The organism is Klebsiella sp. GL120222-02, assembly GCF_003097195.1.
GTDB classification, from domain to species: Bacteria; Pseudomonadota; Gammaproteobacteria; order Enterobacterales; family Enterobacteriaceae; genus Klebsiella; species Klebsiella variicola.
Genome location: NZ_QEQO01000005.1, coordinates 337133 through 358027, shown reverse-complemented (window position 1 = coordinate 358027; position 20895 = coordinate 337133). Strand labels below are relative to the sequence as shown.

The following is a 20895-nucleotide window of genomic DNA, read 5'->3' as shown; positions in this document are numbered from 1 at the left end:
GTCATCAAAAGTCATATTGCAAGACTATCGCGTAATTTGTACATTAATATTATATAAAGTAGTAAATAATTAGCCTCGCTTAATTATTAAATAATAGATGGCAATAATTACATTCACCATCAAATTACATAAGCAATACAATATAAAGGATTATATTGATTTATGAAAAGCAGATTCACATTATGTGCATTAACGCTACTGTCTCTTCAGGTTAGCGTTCACGCTGCGGGTTTTAACTGCGCACTGGATACGCTAAATGAAACGGAAAAAACGATCTGCCAGACCCCCTATCTGAGCGGTATAGATAACGTTGCCAATCAGCTGTTCATAAATGCGATCAATAACACCTTGTCCAAAGAAACGGTGCAGTCAGGGCAAACAAAATGGCTCAAGGAACGCAACTCCTGCAAGGCCGACGTTGAATGTATTAAGCAGAAATATCTGTTGCGTAACTCGGAACTCAGCAGCATTGAAGCCTTTCACTCTTTACCTGAAGTTTTTCCAGCGTCTCTGCTCGATAAGCCATTTGAAGGTGAAATGAAAAATAAAAATGGCTTTGTTATTCGGGATAACCCTTGGCAGGTAAAAAAACTCTTCGACTTTGCGCAAAAAGAACGTAGTTTCGATATCGATAGCGGTGACTGGAATATATTAACGCACTTGATTGTCAATAATAATCTTGCGCTTATATTTACCATTAGAGGCGATTATGGTACCTATCTCGTATTAATATCCGATATGACCGCAAGATCTTATATCATTGACTCTTACAACGGAGATTCAGAGTCAACACCAGAAATCACCCTCGTTAAGCGTGATAGCAATGGTTTTACCTATCAAGTTTCTAATATATACGATACCACTCATCAAAAATTTATCTCCGAATATTATAAAATTGAAGTCAATGGCAGCGAAATATCTAACCCCATCCCCATTTCACCACCCGCGAATATGGATAAAGAAAAAACCTGGACAGGATACTGCGGTCAATTCTCCTGTGACAGCGAGTTACGTTCTCCAGACGGACATTGGCGGTTAGCCTCAGGTGAAGGGACCATTCCACATCAATATGACGGTGTTTATTACTTCCCATACGATCGTCCAGACCTTAGCGTGAACGTATTTTTATCAACCGTCGAAGGTAAAGAAGACGGTTGGAGTTACTCTCGCAACTACGCCTGGGGAGACAAAAATAGTTTCTTTTTTGACAATGATGGCGGGTTGGCTTGCATCTGGAAAACCGACATTAGCCAGAAAACAACGGAGCGCATTTTACCTGTCGAAGGGCTGAAGTACCCTTATTACCTCCGCTACGATAATGAAGACTATGTCATCTCCCAATATATTCCAACAGAAGATGCTGATAGTCATTTAGGCGGATTTTACATTGCTCGCAGGGGACGATAACCATCGCCCCCTGCCCGATACCGCGGGCAGGGGGACGACAAATTAATTACCGCAGTCTTTACCCGGAATAAATTTACTGTCTTTATCCGTCATTAGCGTTTTCATCATCTCGCCGGTATCGGGGTTCGCTTCAAGGGTGAAATGTCCTTCAACCACCAGCAGCACCGGGCGCGTATCGGTTCCGCGCGCGGCGGCATAATCCCGCTCAAGCTGGGCATTGTTCGCCACCGCGACGCGTTTACCGGTCGCGCAATCGGTAAAGGTTGCCGCATCGGCCATATAGAAATACATGCCGCGCATCGCCATCGGGGTGGTCGGCAGGCTGGCCTTCACCGGCTCCAGGGTATAATTGAGAGGAGACTGAACGGGGCTCCCGTTGCGGTCAAGCATCTCAAGCTTGTCGCCCTTCGCGCGAAAATATGATTTCTCGCCTTTGCTGTCGGTCAGCACCAGTTTATCCGCTGTGCGAGCCCAGGTGCCATAAGAGGCAAAAGATGACGGTTCACGACGAGCGCCCTGGTAGTGCTCGTTCATCACCCAGGTACCGTCTTTTTCCAGGAACAGCGAGGTGTCGATACCTTCACAATCCGCGCAAGGCAGCACCCCACGCCAGCTTTGCTGCATCGGTTTGAGCTCTTCCATCGCCGCTGGCTGTACGGTGTCAGTCTCGGCGCGATGGTTACAACCAAACAGCGCGAACAGCGAGCAGGCCGCTATCACGGAGAATACGATTTTCTTCACTTTGCTTTCCTTATCATCCATTTCACCCGTTCGCCGACGTCTTCACTGGCGAACTTTCCCACGCAGCGCCTTGACTGAGGACTTCTGTGCCTTGGAAGCAAGGCGTCGCTCTTTGGATGCCCGAGTCGGTCGCGTCTCCCGGCGACTTTTTTGCACTGCGGTTAATTCTTTTATGAGGGCCACCAGCCGGGCAATCGCCGCTTCGCGGTTCATCTCCTGGCTGCGGTATTCCTGAGCCTTAATGATAACCACACCGTCAGCAGAAATTAAGTGGTGCCTGGCGGCGAGCAGGCGCTCTTTGTAAAACTCCGGCAGGCTTGAAGCTTTAATATCAAAGCGCAGATGGATTGCCGTCGACGCTTTGTTCACATGCTGGCCCCCGGCCCCCTGGGCACGAATACCTTCCAGCGTGACCTCGTTATCGGCAAGGGTCACGCTGCGGCTAATGGTAATCATGCCGGTGCTTGCCAGGACGTCAAATGAATTTCCAGATTATTCCGAGCATCGGATAACCAGATACTACCGTCCTGCAGAGTGGCCTGCAGTGTCATGGTACGGTCGGCAAAGGCGCTAAGCTGCGCCAGTTGCGCGTCATCAAGATACCAGATGGTCAACTTCGGGTACGCCGCAAGCTTGTTCTGATTCTGCTGCCACCAGATTTCAGCGGCCCGGCTATTATAGGCAAACAGCGCTACCGCCTGCGCCCGTGAGCAGGCTTTCTTAATCCGCCGCTCATCCGGCAGACCCAGTTCGATCCACAGATCGACCCCGAGATGATCGTTAAGCAGCCACAGCTCCGGCTCGTCGTCCGACGACAGGCCGCGGGTAAACTGCAGCCGTTCATCGGCATATTTGATCCACGCCAGCAGGCGCAGCATCATGCGCTCCTGGGTTTCCGAGGGGTGCTGCGCCAGCGTCAGGTTAGCATCCAGAAACTGGTTGCGATCCAGATCGGCTACATTTACCGCAGCTTTATATATTGTCGCTTTCAGCGCCATGAATAAACTCCTGAAAAGAATGGCGGACATTGTAGCGAAACTGGCGGCAAAAGGCTGTCGTCAATCGCAGCAACCTGTTTCATCCTGCTGAAATTGCTTAAATGACTATGATATAGTTCCCTTGCTAAACAGAGTTTATCTTCGTAGGCTTAAACTTGCATCCCACGGTTGAGTCAGAACGCTGACAGGAGGGCATGTGGACCACTATTGTGAGTTAATACGCAAGCGGTATGCGGAAATAGCCAGCGGAGACTTAGGGTATATCCCGGATGCGCTGGGTTGCGTGTTGAAAGTATTGAATGAGATTGCGGCGGATGAGGCCCTTTCGGAGTCAGTCAGGGAAAAGGCCGCTTATGCGGCAGCAAACTTACTGGTGAGCGATTATGTCAATGAATGATACTTATCAACCCATTAACTGCGATGATTACGACAACCTGGAACTGGCTTGCCAGCATCACCTGGTGCTGACGCTGGCGCTGAAGGATGGCGAACAGCTGCAGGCAAAGGCCAGCGATCTAATCTCGCGTAAAAATATCGAGTATCTGGTGGTCGAACTCGCCGGCAACGTCCGCGAGCTGCGCCTGGATAAAATCGCCAGCTTCAGTCACCCGGAAATCGGCACCGTGGTGGTGAGCGAATCCTGAATCAAAACGGGCTTAACCGCCCGTTTTCCTCCATGACAGCCTGACCCCTTCCCCGTCCTTCACTTCACCTTCGGTGGTCACAAACAGATCGTCCGCTGCAGCGATCGGCGTTTCGCCGTAAAACAGCAGCGGCGTAGTGTCTCGTCGCCAGGGAGGAACGCCCAGCTCCTGCCAGATCTTCTTCAGCTTACGTCCGCCGTGGCGTCCGACGATATGCAGATGGCCGCTGGCGCGAAAGCGGACAGTGACCGGCTCATCCGCAGACGGCGGGCGCAGCCTGCCGCCGGGCTGCAGCATCAGCTCGCCGAGACCGTCTGCCAGCCGCAGCGGCTGGCGCCAGTCGGGCCAGTGCTGGACACTTTCCGTCTGGCCGGGAAGATACTTCACCCAGTACAAACGCTGTTGAAAACGGCGGACGGTAAAATCCCCGAGCCGCAGACAAGGGCTGGCATCTTCCCGCGCCAGCGCCACCTCATGCCAGAGGCGCTCTGGCACCTCCCGGGCCGGCATCGGCGCCTGATGCCCGGCGAGCCAGCGACGCAGCAGCGCCGCGCGACGGGGTGGGCTCATCGACGTCAGCGGCGTGATAGACAGCGAGCCATCTTCGGCCACCAGCGACGCCAGCTCCGCCGCCAGCATTTCGTCCAGCAGTTGTTCCTGCTCGGCGCACAGGCTGGCGCTGCGGGCAACGGCCTCGCTAAAGTGCGGCCAGCGCTCGCGCAGGACCGGGATCACCCGCAGGCGCAGAAAGTTGCGGTCATAGGTATCGTCCTGATTACTCTCATCTTCAATCCACGACAGCTGATGGGCGAGCGCCCACTGGCGTAGCGATTCGCGGGTTTCATTGAGGAGAGGACGCAGTAGTCGACTGTCGGCAAAGGCAGAGGATGGCGCCATCGCCGACAGACCAGTAGGACCGCTGCCGCGTTTTAACGCCAGCAGCAGCGTTTCGCACTGGTCATCCTGGTGCTGAGCGGTCACTAACACCTCGCCGGCATTGAGCGTATCCTGAAAGGCCTGATAGCGCGCCGCACGGGCATGGGCCTCCACGCCGAGACCGCCCCTGGCTAACGTCACATGATGCACCACCAGCGGCACCTGCCACTGCTGGCAAATCTGCCGACAATGCGCCACCCAGTCGTCTGCATGGGCGCTCAGGCCGTGGTGAACATGCACCGCCCGCAGCGTCAGCGAGGGATCCTGTTCCCGCAGCAGCACCAGCTGGTGCAGGAGAACCGTCGAATCCAGACCGCCGCTGAAGGCCACCAGCAGCTGGCGATGGGGATGAAGCGTATGCGCAATATCAGCCGTCATATCCACGAACATACCGAGAAGTGATGGCCCGGCACGTTACCGGGCCAGGGTCGCGCTGGCAAGGTTTACTGCTGATATATTTCCAGCGGCAGGTCGTCCGGATCGCTAAAGAAGGTAAAGCGTTTGCCGGTAAAGGGATCGACGCGAATCGCTTCGCACTCGACGCCATGCGCCGTCAGATGCGCTACCGCGGCGTCGATATCATCCACGCTAAAGGCCAGATGACGCAGCCCGCAGGCTTCGGGGCGACTGGGGCGGGCCGGGGGAAAGGGGAACGAGAACAGCTCAATCACGTACTCGCCATTGAGCGCCAGATCGCCCTTCCAGGAGTCGCGCTCGGCGCGATAGAACTCACTTTGCAGCGTAAACCCCAGAATATCGCAATAGAACGCTTTACTGCGGGCGTAGTCAGTCGCAATGATGGCAATATGGTGAACCCGTTTCAAACCCAGCATGGTCAAACTCCTTCTGTTAAGCCAGCCACGTTACTCGTGCGCGCCGTTAACGCGCAAGCCTTTCGTCATTTTTTAAGACTCGTACCCGATACACGCCGTCCTCATCGCGCTTCGCCCCGTGAATATCGGTCTCAAACCCCGGATAATGACGGCCGATAGAGCAGAGCATCAGCAGGAAATCGAGCACTGCCCGGCTCTCCTCCGTGATCATCTCTCCCGGCATCAGCAGCGGTACGCCCGGCGGATAAGGGAGGATCATGTTGGCCGAAATCCGGCCGACCAGGTTCTCCAGTTCAATGGTTTCCACCTCACCCTTAATCTGGCGCTGCCAGGCGTGATGCGGCGTCATTTTCATTTCCGGCAGGACGTCAAAGGCGCTGAGCATCAGCTGCGGCAGCTGGTGCTGACGGATCAAGCGGTGGATCCCCTGTGCCAGATCCTGGATCCGCATGTTGCGGTAGAAGTCGGGATCTTCCGCGTACAGATCCGGCAACATATTTTTCACCCGCAGATTAAGATCGTAGGCGCGTTTGAACTCGGTCAGACCGCGCAGCAGCCCCATCGCCCGGGTTTTATCAATACCGATGCTGAACAGGAACAGCAGGTTGTAGGGGCCCGTTTTTTCCACCACCACGCCCCGCTCGTCGAGGAACTTCGCCACCAGCGCCGCCGGGATCCCCTCTTCATCCATATTCCCCTGCTCGTCCATGCCCGGCGTCAGAATGGTGACCTTCACCGGATCGAGATACATATGATCCGCATCGGCATCTTTGAAACCGTGCCAGTCTTCGCCAGGCGCCACCGGCCAGCACTCGGCTTTATCCACCGCTTCCGGCTGCCAGATATCAAAGAACCAGCCGTCCGACTCCTCGCGCAGTCGCTGCACCTCTTTGCGGAAGTCCAGCGCCCGCTCAATGGAGCGCTGAATCAGGCGCTTACCGGAGTTACCGCGCAACATCGCCGCCGCGGTCTCAATTGACGCGACGATGGGATAGCTCGGCGACGTCGAGGTATGCATCATAAAGGCTTCATTAAAGGTCTCTTCATCATAGTTGCCCTTAATGTGGATCAGCGAGGCCTGCGACAGCGCGGCCAGCATCTTATGCGTGGACTGCGTCTCGAAGATGACTTTTCCGGGGATCCGCTCACCGCTCATGCCGCTTTTCCCCTGATATATCGGATGGAAATGGGTATAGGGCACCCAGGCGGAATCGAAATGGATCGACGGGACGTCGAGCGTCTCCTTAAGCCAGGTGGTGTTATAGAGCAGACCATCGTAGGTGGAGTTGGTGATCACCGCATGCACGGGCCACTGCGCCCCGCCCGTGTCGCGCACTTTCTGCTGAATGCTGTCGCGGGTAAATTCGCGCCGGGGGATACCGCCGAGGATCCCCAACGCGTTGCGGGTCGGCTTCAGCCACAAGGGAACCACATCGCTCATCATCAGCAGGTGGGCCAGTGATTTGTGACAGTTACGGTCAATCAGCAGCGTGCTGCCGGCGGGCGCCGAGTACATACCGACAATTTTGTTGGACGTCGAGGTGCCATTGGTCACCATGTAGCTCTGTTCAGCGCCAAAGGCGCGGGCAATATACTCCTCCGCCTCCAGATGCGGGCCGGTATGATCCAGCAGGGAGCCCAGCTCGGTGACCGAAATCGAGACATCCGCCTTCAGCGTATTTCCGCCAAAGAAATCATAGAACAGGCAGCCCACCGGGCTTTTCTGATAGGCGCTACCGCCCATATGGCCCGGTGTACAAAAGGTATACTTCCCCTCCTGTACATAGTTAAACAGCGCGCGGGTAAACGGCGGGGTGATATTGTCCAGGTACTCGCGGGTATACTGCCCAATGCGGGTGGCGATCTCTTCGGAGAGTCCCAGCGCATATTCGAAGAACCACAGCGTCATACGCAGATCCTGACTGCTGACGTCCATCGTCGAGTGGGCATTAATAAAGGCGTACAGGGGCAGATATTCATTGAGCTGATTGATATCGCTGCACAGATCGACGCTGTATTCATCCCAGTCGAAGATCACCCCGCAGATGCGCGGGTTGTGCTCAATAAACTGCAGCAGGTCGGCGCTGTTTTGCGGCCAGATGGTCTGGAAGCCCTGGCGCTGCAGCGCCGCTTCCAGTTCTTTGATCGGCTCGTCTTTGTGGTAGACGCCGTGAGGCCCCATGATGGCGATAATATTCACGCTTTCCTCCTGGTATTCACCTAAGTCAAGCATCATAGCAATCCCCTGGGCGCATCGCACACAAAAAAAGGGCCGGAAAATCCGGCCCTTAGTGTTTTTCGCTAGCGGAAAACTTAGGCGTAACCGTAGCTCATCAGACGCTGATAGCGGCGGTTCAGCAGCTCTTCTTCGCTGAGCAGATCGAGATCGGCCAGGTCTGCCAGCAGCTGCGCTTTCAGGCTCGCTGCCATTGCTTCCGGGTTGCGGTGCGCGCCGCCCAACGGTTCCTGAACGATAGAATCAATCAGCTTCAGCTCTTTCAGACGCGGTGCGACGATACCCATCGCTTCCGCGGCCAGCGGTGCTTTATCCGCGCTTTTCCACAGAATGGACGCGCAGCCTTCCGGCGAAATCACCGAATAGGTGCTGTACTGCAGCATATTGACCTTGTCGCCCACGCCAATCGCCAGCGCGCCGCCGGAGCCGCCTTCGCCGATCACGGTGCAGATAACCGGCACGCTCAGACGCGACATCTCACGCAGGTTGCGGGCAATCGCTTCCGACTGGCCACGCTCTTCCGCGCCGACGCCCGGGTAGGCGCCAGGGGTGTCGATGAAGGTGATGATCGGCATTTTAAACCGCTCGGCCATTTCCATCAGGCGCAGCGCTTTGCGGTAGCCTTCCGGGGCCGGCATACCAAAGTTGCGACGGATCTTCTCTTTGGTTTCGCGACCTTTCTGGTGGCCGATAATCATCACCGGACGACCATCAAGACGCGCGATACCGCCGACAATCGCTTTATCGTCAGCGTAGGCGCGGTCACCGGCCAGTTCGTCAAATTCGTCGAACGCCAGGCGGACATAATCCAGGGTATAAGGACGGCGCGGGTGGCGCGCCAGTTGCGCAACCTGCCATGCACCGAGATCGGCGAAGATTTTGCGCGTCAGCTCTACGCTTTTCTCGCGCAGACGATGCACTTCTTCGTCGATGTTAATATCCAGTTTCTCATCCTGACGGCTTACCGCAGTCAGGGAATCGATTTTCGCTTCCAGCTCTGCAATCGGCTGTTCAAAATCTAGGAAATTCAGACTCATAGTATTCCTGTATTAGTCAAACTCCAGTTCCACCTGCTCCGAGCCGATAAGGCCACGCAGATCGTTAAGTAAACGATCGCTCGGAGAGACGCGCCATGTTGCGCCGAAACGCAACCGCGCGCGTGCATCCGCCCTCTGATAGTAGAGGTGCACTGGAATGGTTCCCGAACGGTGGGGTTCCAGAGACTGACGGAGTCGGTTTAAAAGCTGGTCATCAATTTGCCTGTCCGTCAGCGAGATAGCAAGCCCGCGAGCATATTTTTCCCGGGCTTCGTCAATGTCCATGACTTCGCGGGCGGTCATTTTAAGCCCCCCGCTAAAGTCATCAAAGCTGACCTGTCCGCTGACGATAAGTATGCGGTCTTTTTCCAGCAACTGCTGATATTTATCCAGCGCGTCGGTGAACAACATCACCTCCAGACGCCCGGAACGGTCATCCAGGGTACAGATGCCGATACGATTGCCGCGCTTGGTGACCATTACCCGCGCCGCAATCACCAGCCCCGCCGCCGTGGTCACTTTACCACGATCGGTCGGATGCATGTCTTTGAGCCGCACGCCGCCGACGTAGCGCTCAATCTCTTTCAGGTACTGGTTAATCGGGTGCCCGGTCAGGTATAGCCCCAGGGTTTCCCTTTCACCATCCAGCACCACCTGCTCAGGCCATGGCTGGCAGCTGGCGTAGGACTGTTCTATTTGTTCAGGCTCTTCCGCCAGTACGCCGAACATATCGGCCTGGCCAATAGCCTCCGCTTTCGCGTGCTGGTCGGCGGCTTTCAACGCATCGCCCAGCGAGTTCATCAGCGCCGCGCGATGCGGACCGAGACGATCGAACGCCCCGGACATAATCAGTTTTTCCAGCACCCGGCGGTTGAGCTTTTTAATATCGGTCCGCGCGCAGAGGTCGAACAGCTCGCGGAAATAACCGCCGTTGTTGCGCGCCTCAATGATCGCTTCGATCGGCCCTTCGCCAACGCCTTTGATGGCGCCGATGCCGTAGACAATCTCGCCGTCGTCGTTAACGTGGAAATGGTACAGGCCGGAGTTAATATCCGGGGGCAAAATTTTCAGCCCCATGCGCCAGCACTCGTCCACCAGGCCAACGACCTTCTCGGTGTTGTCCATATCGGCGGTCATTACCGCCGCCATAAACTCAGCCGGATAGTGCGCCTTAAGCCACAGCGTCTGGTAGGAGACCAGCGCGTAGGCGGCGGAGTGCGACTTGTTAAATCCGTAACCGGCGAATTTCTCCACCAGGTCGAAGATTTTCATCGCCAGTTCGCCGTCAACGCCGTTTTTCTTCGCCCCATCTTCAAAGATAGAACGCTGCTTGGCCATCTCCTCCGGTTTTTTCTTACCCATCGCACGGCGCAGCATATCCGCGCCGCCGAGGGTATAACCGGAGAGCACCTGGGCAATCTGCATGACCTGTTCCTGATACAGGATAATGCCGTAGGTCGGCTCCAGCACCGGTTTCAGGCTCTCATGCTGCCACTGCACGTCCGGGTAGGAAATCTCTTCGCGGCCGTGCTTACGGTCGATAAAGTTATCTACCATCCCCGACTGCAGCGGACCCGGGCGGAACAGGGCCACCAGCGCGATCATATCTTCGAAGCAGTCAGGCTGCAGACGCTTAATCAGATCTTTCATGCCGCGCGATTCAAGCTGGAAGACCGCGGTGGTTTCCGAGCGCTGCAGCATGTCGAAGCTTTTCTTGTCATCCAACGGGATAGCGGCGATATCCAACGGCCCTTCGCCGTTTTTCGCCCGCCGCTTGTTGATCATCTCCAGCGCCCAGTTAATGATAGTGAGCGTACGCAGACCGAGGAAGTCGAATTTTACCAGCCCGGCGTATTCCACGTCGTTTTTGTCAAACTGGGTAACCGGATGCAGCCCCTGCTCATCGCAATACAGCGGCGCAAAGTCGGTGATTTTAGTGGGAGCGATAACCACCCCACCGGCGTGTTTACCGGCGTTTCGCGTCACCCCTTCCAGCTTACGCGCCATGTCGATCAGCGCTTTAACTTCTTCGTCCGCCTCATAGATTTCCGGCAGCTGCGGTTCGGCTTCAAACGCTTTCGCCAGCGTCATGCCCGGATCGGGCGGCACCAGCTTGGAGATACGGTCGACAAAGCCGTACGGATGACCCAGCACGCGGCCCACATCGCGGATGACCGCTTTCGCCGCCATGGTACCGAAGGTGATGATCTGCGATACCGCATCGCGGCCGTACATGTCCGCCACGTGCTCAATAACCTGGTCGCGTTTCTCCATGCAGAAATCGACGTCGAAGTCGGGCATCGAGACACGTTCCGGGTTAAGGAAACGTTCGAACAGCAGGTCGAATTCCAGCGGATCAAGATCGGTGATCTTCAGCGCGTAGGCCACCAGCGAGCCGGCGCCGGAACCGCGGCCCGGGCCAACCGGCACGCCGTTATCCTTCGACCACTGGATAAACTCCATGACGATCAGGAAGTAGCCCGGGAACCCCATCTGGTTGATAACCTGCAGTTCAATATCCAGACGCTGGTCATACTCCGGGCGCTTTTCAGCACGGACGGCAGGATCCGGGAAGAGAAATTCCAGCCGCTCTTCCAGACCCTCTTTCGATTTCATGACCAGGAAATCTTCCGTGGTCATATCGCCGGTCGGGAACTGCGGCAGGAAATATTCGCCAAGCCGCACGGTGACGTTGCAGCGTTTGGCGATCTCGACGCTGTTCTCCAGCGCTTCCGGGATATCGGCGAACAGCTCGCACATCTCCTCCTCACTGCGCATATATTGCTGCGGCGAGTAGTTGCGCGGCCGTTTCGGGTCGTCGAGCGTAAAGCCGTCGTGGATCGCGACGCGGATTTCATGGGCGTCGAAATCGCTGGTGTCGAGAAAGCGGACATCGTTGGTCGCCACCACCGGCAGGCCGCGCGCTTCCGCCAGCGCCACGGCGGCGTGGAGATAGGCCTCTTCATCCTGACGACCGGTGCGGATCAGCTCAAGAAAATAACGGTCCGGGAAATGCTCTTCATAGAACGCGACGCACTGTTCCACTAACGGCATATTGCCGCGGATCAGGCTAACGCCGACGTCGCCTTTACGGCCGCCGGAAAGCAGAATCAGCCCTTCCTGGTGTTCTACCAGCCAGTCGCGGTCAATCCACGGCCCCAGCGCGCCGTAGCCGCGCTGATAGGCGCGGGAAATGAGCAGCGTCAGGTTCTGGTAACCGGTGTTGTTCGCCGCCAGCACGGTCAGCTCGGTAAACTCATCGCCGAGCAGGTCGCACTGCACGTGAAAATCGGCGCCGACAATCGGCTTAATACCCGCGCCGTGTCCCGTCCCGTAGAACTTCACCAGCCCGCACAGGTTGGTGAAATCGGTGATCGCCAGCGCCGGCATGCCAAGCGAGGCCGCCTTCTTGACCAGTGGCCCGGTCTTTGCCAGCCCATCGATCATGGAATAGTCGCTGTGCACCCGCAGGTGTACGAAACGTGGTTCAGCCATCTTTAGATCCCGGTGACTTAGTTGGACGCCAGGCCCAGGGCACGCTTCACCGGACCAAAACTGCGCCGGTGATGCTCTGTTGCGCCGTGTTCCTGCAGCTTCTGCAGGTGAACAGCGGTGGGATAGCCTTTATGCTGGGCAAATCCGTAGTGGGGAAATGCGAGGTCCAGCGTGGCCATTTCGGCGTCACGAGTGACTTTTGCCAGAATAGACGCTGCGCTGATTTCTGCCACCCGGCTGTCGCCTTTCACCACCGCCAGAGAGGGCATCGGCAGCGACGGACAGCGGTTGCCATCGATCAGGACCAACTCAGGAACAATGCTCAGGCCGGCGACGGCGCGCTGCATCGCCAGCATAGTGGCATGCAGAATATTCAGCTCGTCGATTTCGTGCGGCTCGGCACGCCCCAGGCTCCAGCACAGCGCTTTCTCTTTAATCTCATCGCACAGCGCCAGGCGACGCTTTTCGCTGAGTTTTTTGGAATCATTCAGACCCACAATCGGCTTCGCCGGATCGAGGATCACCGCCGCGGTCACGACCGCGCCAACCAGCGGCCCGCGGCCAACCTCATCAACGCCGGCAACCAGATGGGTATGCGGATAGACGAACTCCATCATTGTTTTGCTAACTCCAGTACGGCGTCCGCGGCCTGCTCATCGGCGTTGCAGCGGATCTGCTGATGCAGCGCGCGGAACGTCTCATGCATCTCGTGGCTGGTTTTGCCATCGGCCAGCAGCGGCTGCAGGGCGGCGGCCAGCGCCTGCGGCTCGCACTCATCCTGCAGTAGCTCTTTGACCAGCTCGCGACCGGCCAGCAGATTCGGCAAGGAGACGTAGTCGGTTTTCACCAGACGCTTTGCCAGCCAGAAGGTGAACGGCTTCATGCGGTAGCCAACCACCATCGGGCACTTCGCCAGCATGCACTCCAGCGCCGCCGTCCCGGAGGCCAGCAGCGCGGCGTCGCTGGCGATCATCGCATCGCGCGCCTGACCGTCCAGCATATGCACGATCATATCCGGCGCCGTCTCAGCTTTGATTCGCTCAAACTGCTCCCGCCGTTTGGCATTGACCAGCGGCACTACCACCTGCAAATCGGGATAAGTGACGCGTAACAACTGCGCGGTTTTCAGAAAGTCCGCGCTGAGCATTTCGACTTCCGCGCCGCGGCTGCCGGGCAGCAACGCCAGACAGCGCACATTGTGCGGGATCCCTAACCGGTCGCGCGCAGCGCCTTTGTCAGGATCCAGCGGCATCGCATCCGCCATGGTATGGCCGATAAAGCGGCAAGGGACGTTAAATTTGTCATAAAACGCTTTTTCGAAAGGCAGAAAAGCCAGCACCAGGTCGGTCGCTCTGCCGATTTTGAAAACGCGTTTTTGTCGCCAGGCCCAGACCGACGGGCTGACGTAGTGAATCGTTTTGATGCCCTGCTTTTTCAGATTCCCTTCGAGGGTAATATTGAAGTCAGGGGCGTCGATGCCGACGAAGACATCGGGGCGCAGCTCGCCAAAGCGGCGGGTAAGATCGGCGCGAATATGCAGGAGGCGGCGTAAGCGACCGAGCACCTCAACAATGCCCATCACCGCCAGCTCTTCCATTTCGTACCAGGCTTCGCACCCTTCCGCCTGCATCAGCGGCCCCGCCACGCCGACAAAGCGCGCGTCAGGGATGCGCGCTTTGAGAGCCCGGATGAGGCCTGCACCAAGAATATCGCCGGAGGTTTCTCCGGCGACCAGGGCAATCGTCAGGGGACGCGGTTCAGCCATTAACGAATCAAGCCGCGAGTGGAACGGGCAAAGAAATCAACAAACGGCTGAACTTCAGGATGCTGAGTCGCCAGTTCGGCGATTTCCGGTTTGGCTTCGTCCAGCGTTTTGCCGCTGCGGTACAGCAGTTTATACGCGTTACGAATCGCGGTAATCGCCTCACGGCTAAAGCCGCGGCGTTTCAGCCCTTCGATGTTGACGCCAAACGGCGTCGCGTGGTTACCCTGGGCAATCACGAATGGCGGAACGTCCTGCGCCACGCCGGAGCATCCGCCTACCATGACGTGTGCGCCGATGATGCAGAACTGGTGTACTGCGGTCATGCCGCCGATGATGACGAAATCATCCAGAGATACGTGACCGGCCAAGGTTGCGTTATTGGCCAGAATGCAGCGATCGCCAAGCGTACAATCGTGCGCCACATGGGCGTTGATCATCAGCAGGTTATCGTTGCCCACCTTTGTTAATCCACCGCCCTGTACTGTGCCGCGATGAATGGTGACGCTTTCGCGGATGCGGTTGCGATCGCCAATTTCCACCCGGGTCGGTTCGCCAGCATATTTCAGATCCTGGTTAACTTCGCCGATGGAAGCGAACTGATAGATCTCATTGTCACGGCCGATTTTGGTATGGCCGTTAACGACGACATGAGACTTCAGTACGGTGCCTTCGCCAATTTCGACGTTAGCGCCAACAATACAAAACGGACCAATGTGAACGTTAGCACCAATGACGGCGCCTTCTTCTACAATGGCGGTAGGATGAACAAAAGCGGTTTTATCAATCACGTATCAGGCCTCCCGGCTACGCGCACACATCATCGTCGCTTCGCAAACCACTTTACCGTCAACCAGCGCGACGCCTTTGAAACGGGTCAGGCCGCGGCGGGTTTTCTCGAAAGTGACTTCCATAATCATCTGATCGCCTGGTACTACCGGACGTTTGAAGCGCGCTTCGTCGATGCCTGCGAAATAATACAGCTCGCCTGGCTCCAGTTTTCCGACGCTTTTAAATGCCAGAATCCCGGTGGCCTGCGCCATCGCTTCCAGAATCAGCACGCCAGGCAAAATCGGCTTACCAGGGAAGTGCCCCTGGAAAAACGGCTCGTTTACAGAAACATTTTTTACTGCGCGCAGAAAACGACCTTCTTCAAAATCCAGCACGCGGTCTACCAGCAGGAACGGGTAACGGTGAGGCAGAAGTTCCAGAATCTCTTCAATGTGCAGAGTATGAGTGTCAGTAGTCAAAATACTCTTCCTGTCTAAATGTACTAAAAGGCAATAATAACACGGCCTGCGGCAATCTTTTAGCGAATGCAACAGGCCGGAAATGTCATGTGACCAAATGATGAATTAGTCTTGTTGATTAACCTTGCGCTCAATCGCTTTCAGGCGCTTGCTCATCTCGTCAATATTCATCACCAGCGCCGCAGTTTTACGCCACGCCTTGTTCGGCTGCAGCGGAATACCGGAGGAGTATACGCCAGGTTCAGAGATAGGACGCATCACCATCCCCATCCCCGTGACGGTGACTTTATCGCAGATTTCCATATGGCCGTTAATCACGCTGGCGCCGCCAATCATGCAGTAGCGGCCAATTTTCAGGCTGCCCGCCATGATTACGCCGCCGGCAACCGCGGTATTGTCGCCAATCACCACGTTATGCGCAATCTGACACTGGTTATCAATGATAACGCCGTTACCGATAAGGGTATCGTCCAGCGCGCCGCGATCGATGGTGGTGCAGGCGCCAATCTCCACGCGATCGCCAATAATGACGCGACCCAGTTGCGGGATCTTGACCCAGTTACCGCGATCGTTAGCATAACCGAAGCCATCCGCGCCGATCACCGTGCTGGACTGGATCAGGCAATTCTCGCCGATCTCAATCTCATGGTAAATGGTCACATTGGCCCACAAACGCGAGCCGGCACCGATTTTCGTATTTTTCCCAACGAAGCAGCCTGCGCCGATCACCACGTTATCGCCCAGTACAACACCGGATTCGATAACCGCGTTAGCGCCGATCGCCACGTTGTTACCCAGCTTCGCCGACGGATCGATGACCGCGCTCGGCGCGATATCCTGTGCCGGCTGCGGCGTGGTATCAAGAATTTGAGCCATGCGCGCGTAGGTCAGGTAGGGATTACGCACTACCAGCGCGGCGCTATGGGCAAAAGGCAAATCATCCTGCGTCATGACAACGGCAGAAGCCTGACAAGCGGCCAGGTGTTCACGGTACTTAGGGTTGACCATGAAAGTGATTTGGCCCGTTTTCGCGCTCTGCATGGACGCAACGCCGGTGATGACGATATCGCCATCACCGTGTAATTCTGCATCCAACTGCTGCGCGAGATCAGCCAGTCGAATTGAAGGCATTACTTATTTAACCTGTTTCAGCACATCAGCGGTGATGTCTTTTACATCGCTGCTGTTGTATGCAACGGCATTTGCGTCAACCACCAGATCGATGCTCTGATCTTTCGCTACGCTCTGTACAGCAGTCTGGATGCGGGTAACCAGTTTGCCACGCTCTTCGTTGGAACGACGTGCGCGATCCTGTTCAAACGCCTGCGCTTTCTGGGAGAAGGTCTGGCGCTGAGCCATCACGTCTTTTTCCAGTTTGGTACGATCGGCGCCCGGCTTCATGGACTGCAGACGCTGCATTTTAGACTGCAGGTCGCCTTCCATACGCTGCAGTTCGCTAGCGCGGCCTTTGAACTCGTTTTCCAGCGTGTTGGAAACGCCAGTTTTCTGGGCAACCTGTTGGAACAGGCTGTTCATGTTCACCAGGGCAATTTTATCTGCCGCCTGAGCGGAAGTTACCATTGCCAAACCCAGACCTGCAGCTAATAACCACTTTTTCACAATAAACTCCTTACCATCCCATGAGTACCCAGGGGTACCGTTATTTGCGTGGCGAGGCGATAACCGCGTTATCGCCTACAGTCAGCGCTATACTGCACTTGCATTCCGTTGCCGCCAACAATTACCAGGTTTTACCAATGTTAAACTGGAACTGTTCGGCTTTGTCTCCATCGTACTTTTTGAACGGTTGGGCGTAGGAGAAGACCAACGGCCCCAACGGCGACATCCACTGCACGGCAATACCCGCAGACATACGGATGTTGCTCGGATCACTGTAATCCGGGTAACCGCCATAGGCGTTCGAATCCCAGTGAGTATCCCATACGGTACCCATATCCCAGAAGACGGAAGTACGGACCGAGTTCGCATATTTGTCACTAATAAACGGCGTCGGGGTAATCAGCTCCAGGCTGGCCACCGCCATCGCGTTACCGCCCACCGCATCATCGGATTTACACGGCGCGGATTCGGTGCTCTTACAGTCATTGGTATAACCGCTATCGCCATCATGACGGCTGCTCGACGGGAAGTACACCGCCTTCGGACCAATGGTGTTCGACTGGAAGCCACGCACGGTGCTGGAACCACCGGCATAGAAGTTCTCATAGAACGGCATCTCTTTGCCGCCGATACCATCGCCATAGCCAAAGCGGGTACGACCCAACACTACCCACTGGTGATCGTTGTCGATCGGCACATAGGTGGCGGTATCCAGCGTCGCTTTGTAGTATTCGTTGTCTGAGCCCGGAATGGTCACCTTACCGTTCAGGTTGACGCGCGAACCTTCCGTTGGGAAGAAGCCGCGGTCAAGCTTGTTGTAGGTCCAACCGTAGTTGAAGGTGAAGTCATTCGCACTGAACGAGTTCCGGTCGTTGGTGTTGTCCGGATACTGGCCCATCGAGTTCAGGTAACGCCACATCGCCACCTGCGGCTGCATATTGGACAGGGAGTTATGAACATAACCGACCCCGGCGCGCAGCGTGTTGTATTCGTTGACCGGGAAGCCCAGCGTGACGTCTGTACCATAACTTTTATTGGTATAGTCAGACAGATCCGCATCGTTCGCATCGAAGTCATTATAGAAGATACGGCCGCCGAGGCTCACACCGTCAACGGTGAAGTACGGGTTGGTCACCGACAGTTCGGTATAGGTCTGGTAATCGTTTTTGGTGCCGTTGATCCCGACCGCATAACCGGTACCTAACCAGTTATCCTGCTGGACGCCCGCCTGGAAGCTGACGCCGCTTTCGGTACCGTAGCCGATACCGAAGTTGAAGCTACCGGTGTTACGCTCTTTCACCTTGTAGACAACGTCGACCTGGTCCGGGCTGCCCGGCACGCGTTGGGTATCGGTATCCACCGTTTCGAAGAAGCCTAAACGGTTGAGGCGGTCTTTACCCTGATCGACGAGATCGCTCCCCAGCCATGCGCCTTCCATCTGGCGCATTTCGCGGCGCAGTACGGCATCTTTGGAGGTGTCGTTACCTTCGAAGCGAATTTTACGCACGTAATAGCGGTTACCCGCATCGACGTTGACGTGCAGTTTGACGGTCTTATCGCTGTCGTTGATTTCCGGCTGCGACTGAACGCGCGGGTAGGCGTAACCATAACGACCCAACAGTTTCTTGATGTCGTTTTCCATCTTGGTTACTTTCGCGCCGTTGTACAGTTCGCCCGGCTCGACTTTGGTCAGCGCTTCGATTTCGGCCGAATGGCCCGCCAGATCGCCCGTTACCTGCACCCCGGAAAGCTTGTACTGATCGCCTTCGGTGATGTTGACGGTAATGTAGATCCCTTTCTTGTCCGGCGTCAGGCTAACCTGAGTAGAATCGATGTTGAAACGGGCATAACCGCGATCCAGATAGTAGCTGCGCAGGGTTTCAAGGTCGCCCGCCAGCTTCTGCTTCTGGTATTTACGGTCGCCGACCACGTTCCACCACGGTACCTCATCGCGCAGCTGGAAGTGGGAGATCAGTTCATCGGTCGAAAACGCATGGTTGCCGACGATATTGATCTGCTGAATTTTTGCGGAGACGCCTTCCTGAAAGACCAGCTTCAGATCGACACGGTTACGCGGCAGCGGCGTCACAACCGCTTTGACGCTGGCGCTGTATTTACCAACGCTGTAGTAGAAATCCTCCAGACCCTTCTCGATATCCGCGATGGTCGTGCGGTCAAGCGACTCGCCCACCCGAACGCCAGAGGCCTCAAGGTTCTGCTTGAGCATGTCATCTTTCACCGACTTATTGCCGGAGAAGGTGATGCTGGCGATCGTCGGACGCTCTTTCACCTGCACCAGCAGGGTATCACCATCGCGCAGGACGCGGACGTCCTCAAAGTTGCCAGTGGCAAACAGCGCGCGAATAGTGTTACTGATATCATCGTCGGTCACCGTATCGCCAGGACGCACTGGCATACTGAGGAGGGCCGCACCAACAGCGACACGCTGCAAGCCTTCGAAATGAATGTCCTTCACCACGAACCCTTCAGCACCGTATACAGTCGCGCTGCTAAACAGCAGCGACGCTATGAGCAACTTTTTCATCGCCATCGTTATTATGCGTTCTTCCTAACAAACTCTCTTATAACCGAGAGAAATCATTGAAAAGTGCAAGCCCCATTAACAGCACCAGCAGTATTGAGCCAATGCGATAACTAAAGTCTTGAACTCGCTCGGATACCGGCCCGCCCTTCAGCTTTTCGATCGCTAAAAACAGCAGATGTCCCCCATCCAGTACGGGCAGTGGGAACAGGTTGATGATTCCGAGGTTCACGCTAATCAGCGCAAGGAACATCAGATAATAAATCAACCCAAACTCCGCTGACATTCCAGCCCCCTGAGCGATAGAGATCGGCCCACTGAGGTTGTTCAGTTTGACATCACCGGTTATCAATTTACCCAGCATCCTGACCGTCAGTGACATCAGCTGCCAGGTTTTATCCGTGGCTTCAGCGATGGCGGCAAACGGTCCGTACTGACGTACTGTCTTGTATTCCTCAGGTAGCGGGATGACCTTTGGCACCACCCCTGCGAACCCTTCTGCCTTACCTTTTACCGTTTTCGCATCCGGCGTCAGGGTTAACGGCAGCGCACTCCCCTGCCGTTCAATCTCCAGCGCCAGCGCTTTGCCCGGATTATCGCGCACCAGATTAACAAACGTCATCCACTGCGTTAACGGTTGACCATCGACTTTAACGATCCGATCGCCCGCTTGCAAACCCGCTTTCTGGGCTGCCGAGCCCGTCTGGACCTCCGCCAGCACCGTATCAATCTGCGCGCTGCGCGGCTGGATCCCCAGCGAGGTCACGGGATCTTGCTTGTCTGGCTCAAACGCCCAGTGCCGCAGATCGACGATTTTATCCTGGCGCTGATTGGTCCCGAAAGGGGCGACGGTAAGTATTGTTTGCGGGTTGCCGATTTTGGCGACCAGCTGCATACGCACCGCATCCCAATCAGGCGTTTCGATACCATCTATCGCTTTAAGTTCCGTTCCTTTTGCAATTTGTGCTTGCGCGGCAACCGAATTGGGCGTTATTTCACCCACCACCGGCCGCACGCCAGGAACACCGATAATAAAGACCAGCCAGTAAGCAAAGATAGCGAAAATGAAGTTAGCGATGGGGCCGGCGGCAATCACCGCCGCACGCTGGCCGACGGTTTTATTGTTGAAGGCGTAGTGGCGCATCTCCGGCGCCACCGCCTCGACGCGCTCGTCCAGCATCTTGACGTAGCCGCCCAGCGGGATCAGGGCAATCACGAACTCCGTGCCCTGCTTATCCATCCGCCGCCACAGCGCTTTGCCAAAGCCGATAGAAAAACGCTCAACCCGGATGCCGCAGCGGCGCGCCACCCAAAAATGGCCAAACTCATGCACCGTAATCAGTACGCCAAGCGCAATGATAAAAGCTGCCAGATTCCAGAGCACGCTCAGCATA

Annotated in this window: 19 protein-coding genes; 3 read left to right on the top strand and 16 right to left on the bottom strand. The window is 56.0% G+C overall.

All coding sequences use genetic code 11. The features are described from left to right. The first annotated feature begins 162 nt into the window (after positions 1 to 162). A complete protein-coding gene (locus N438_RS17635; RefSeq protein WP_116696391.1) occupies positions 163 to 1407 on the top strand; it encodes a hypothetical protein in 1245 nt (414 codons plus the stop codon). 42 nt (positions 1408 to 1449) lie between these two features. On the opposite strand, the gene nlpE is transcribed toward N438_RS17635, so the two are convergent. From nlpE to N438_RS17620, 3 genes are read right to left on the bottom strand one after another with little or no spacing between them, the layout of a single operon-like run. Beyond that, a complete protein-coding gene (gene nlpE / locus N438_RS17630; RefSeq protein ID WP_109223497.1) occupies positions 1450 to 2148 on the bottom strand; it encodes an envelope stress response activation lipoprotein NlpE in 699 nt (232 codons plus the stop codon). A gap of 42 nt (positions 2149 to 2190) precedes the next feature. After that, positions 2191 to 2604 carry an alternative ribosome rescue aminoacyl-tRNA hydrolase ArfB gene (arfB, locus tag N438_RS17625; RefSeq protein WP_008807342.1) on the bottom strand — a complete coding sequence of 138 codons (414 nt, stop codon included), beginning with the start codon at positions 2602 to 2604 and terminating at the stop codon, positions 2191 to 2193. Continuing rightward, a complete protein-coding gene (locus tag N438_RS17620; RefSeq protein WP_012968902.1) occupies positions 2601 to 3146 on the bottom strand; it encodes a YaeQ family protein in 546 nt (181 codons plus the stop codon). Before N438_RS17620 ends, arfB begins: the two co-directional genes overlap by 4 nt. Before the next feature lie 196 nt (positions 3147 to 3342). On the opposite strand from N438_RS17620, the gene N438_RS17615 reads away from it, so the two are divergent. Both N438_RS17615 and rof read left to right on the top strand, forming a co-directional pair. Further along, positions 3343 to 3543: a YaeP family protein gene (locus N438_RS17615; protein ID WP_002889429.1), complete on the top strand. Its 201-nt coding sequence runs from the start codon at positions 3343 to 3345 to the stop codon at positions 3541 to 3543. Next, positions 3530 to 3790, top strand: a complete 261-nt coding sequence (gene rof, locus N438_RS17610; RefSeq protein WP_002889424.1) for a Rho-binding antiterminator — start codon at positions 3530 to 3532, stop codon at positions 3788 to 3790. Before N438_RS17615 ends, rof begins: the two co-directional genes overlap by 14 nt. A gap of 12 nt (positions 3791 to 3802) precedes the next feature. On the opposite strand, the gene tilS is transcribed toward rof, so the two are convergent. The 13 genes from tilS to rseP all read right to left on the bottom strand — a co-directional run bounded on the left by tilS (position 3803) and on the right by rseP (position 20894). Beyond that, the gene (gene tilS, locus N438_RS17605) at positions 3803 to 5116 is read right to left on the bottom strand and encodes a tRNA lysidine(34) synthetase TilS (protein WP_012542805.1); all 1314 of its coding nucleotides are present in this window, start codon (positions 5114 to 5116) and stop codon (positions 3803 to 3805) included. 53 nt (positions 5117 to 5169) lie between these two features. Further along, positions 5170 to 5559, bottom strand: a complete 390-nt coding sequence (locus N438_RS17600; RefSeq protein WP_002889387.1) for a VOC family protein — start codon at positions 5557 to 5559, stop codon at positions 5170 to 5172. 46 nt (positions 5560 to 5605) lie between these two features. Then, complete coding sequence (locus N438_RS17595) at positions 5606 to 7759, bottom strand: lysine decarboxylase LdcC (RefSeq protein WP_004204462.1); 2154 nt, start codon at positions 7757 to 7759, stop codon at positions 5606 to 5608. 113 nt (positions 7760 to 7872) lie between these two features. Next, positions 7873 to 8832 carry an acetyl-CoA carboxylase carboxyl transferase subunit alpha gene (gene accA, locus N438_RS17590; protein ID WP_008807345.1) on the bottom strand — a complete coding sequence of 320 codons (960 nt, stop codon included), beginning with the start codon at positions 8830 to 8832 and terminating at the stop codon, positions 7873 to 7875. 12 nt (positions 8833 to 8844) lie between these two features. After that, on the bottom strand, positions 8845 to 12327 hold the full coding sequence (gene dnaE, locus N438_RS17585) for a DNA polymerase III subunit alpha (RefSeq protein WP_008807346.1): 3483 nt from the start codon (positions 12325 to 12327) through the stop codon (positions 8845 to 8847). A gap of 17 nt (positions 12328 to 12344) precedes the next feature. Then, entirely contained in the window at positions 12345 to 12944 is a 600-nt protein-coding gene (rnhB, locus tag N438_RS17580) for a ribonuclease HII (RefSeq protein WP_087653320.1), read from the bottom strand. Continuing rightward, the gene (lpxB, locus tag N438_RS17575; protein WP_008807348.1) at positions 12941 to 14092 is read right to left on the bottom strand and encodes a lipid-A-disaccharide synthase; all 1152 of its coding nucleotides are present in this window, start codon (positions 14090 to 14092) and stop codon (positions 12941 to 12943) included. The genes rnhB and lpxB overlap by 4 nt, the downstream gene beginning before the upstream one ends. Then, positions 14092 to 14880, bottom strand: a complete 789-nt coding sequence (gene lpxA / locus N438_RS17570) for an acyl-ACP--UDP-N-acetylglucosamine O-acyltransferase (RefSeq protein ID WP_008807349.1) — start codon at positions 14878 to 14880, stop codon at positions 14092 to 14094. The genes lpxB and lpxA overlap by 1 nt, the downstream gene beginning before the upstream one ends. 3 nt (positions 14881 to 14883) lie before the next feature. Next, entirely contained in the window at positions 14884 to 15339 is a 456-nt protein-coding gene (gene fabZ / locus N438_RS17565) for a 3-hydroxyacyl-ACP dehydratase FabZ (protein WP_004145858.1), read from the bottom strand. Positions 15340 to 15444: 105 nt separating this feature from the next. Continuing rightward, complete coding sequence (gene lpxD, locus N438_RS17560; RefSeq protein WP_008807350.1) at positions 15445 to 16470, bottom strand: UDP-3-O-(3-hydroxymyristoyl)glucosamine N-acyltransferase; 1026 nt, start codon at positions 16468 to 16470, stop codon at positions 15445 to 15447. A gap of 3 nt (positions 16471 to 16473) precedes the next feature. Beyond that, entirely contained in the window at positions 16474 to 16959 is a 486-nt protein-coding gene (gene skp / locus N438_RS17555; RefSeq protein ID WP_002889325.1) for a molecular chaperone Skp, read from the bottom strand. A gap of 121 nt (positions 16960 to 17080) precedes the next feature. Further along, complete coding sequence (bamA, locus tag N438_RS17550; protein WP_008807351.1) at positions 17081 to 19510, bottom strand: outer membrane protein assembly factor BamA; 2430 nt, start codon at positions 19508 to 19510, stop codon at positions 17081 to 17083. Positions 19511 to 19541: 31 nt separating this feature from the next. Then, a complete protein-coding gene (rseP, locus tag N438_RS17545) occupies positions 19542 to 20894 on the bottom strand; it encodes a sigma E protease regulator RseP (protein WP_008807352.1) in 1353 nt (450 codons plus the stop codon). Position 20895: the final 1 nt, after the last annotated feature.

Excerpts from the sequence above, each read along its gene's own strand:
- N438_RS17635 (WP_116696391.1), top strand. The coding sequence starts at position 163 with ATGAAAAGCAGATTCACATTATGTGCATTAACGCTACTGTCTCTTCAG.
- arfB (WP_008807342.1), bottom strand. The coding sequence starts at position 2,604 with ATGATTACCATTAGCCGCAGCGTGACCCTTGCCGATAACGAGGTCACG.
- N438_RS17620 (WP_012968902.1), bottom strand. The coding sequence starts at position 3,146 with ATGGCGCTGAAAGCGACAATATATAAAGCTGCGGTAAATGTAGCCGAT.
- rof (WP_002889424.1), top strand. The coding sequence starts at position 3,530 with ATGTCAATGAATGATACTTATCAACCCATTAACTGCGATGATTACGAC.
- tilS (WP_012542805.1), bottom strand. The coding sequence starts at position 5,116 with ATGTTCGTGGATATGACGGCTGATATTGCGCATACGCTTCATCCCCAT.
- N438_RS17600 (WP_002889387.1), bottom strand. The coding sequence starts at position 5,559 with ATGCTGGGTTTGAAACGGGTTCACCATATTGCCATCATTGCGACTGAC.
- accA (WP_008807345.1), bottom strand. The coding sequence starts at position 8,832 with ATGAGTCTGAATTTCCTAGATTTTGAACAGCCGATTGCAGAGCTGGAA.
- dnaE (WP_008807346.1), bottom strand. The coding sequence starts at position 12,327 with ATGGCTGAACCACGTTTCGTACACCTGCGGGTGCACAGCGACTATTCC.
- rnhB (WP_087653320.1), bottom strand. The coding sequence starts at position 12,944 with ATGATGGAGTTCGTCTATCCGCATACCCATCTGGTTGCCGGCGTTGAT.
- lpxB (WP_008807348.1), bottom strand. The coding sequence starts at position 14,092 with ATGGCTGAACCGCGTCCCCTGACGATTGCCCTGGTCGCCGGAGAAACC.
- lpxD (WP_008807350.1), bottom strand. The coding sequence starts at position 16,470 with ATGCCTTCAATTCGACTGGCTGATCTCGCGCAGCAGTTGGATGCAGAA.
- bamA (WP_008807351.1), bottom strand. The coding sequence starts at position 19,510 with ATGGCGATGAAAAAGTTGCTCATAGCGTCGCTGCTGTTTAGCAGCGCG.
- rseP (WP_008807352.1), bottom strand. The coding sequence starts at position 20,894 with ATGCTGAGCGTGCTCTGGAATCTGGCAGCTTTTATCATTGCGCTTGGC.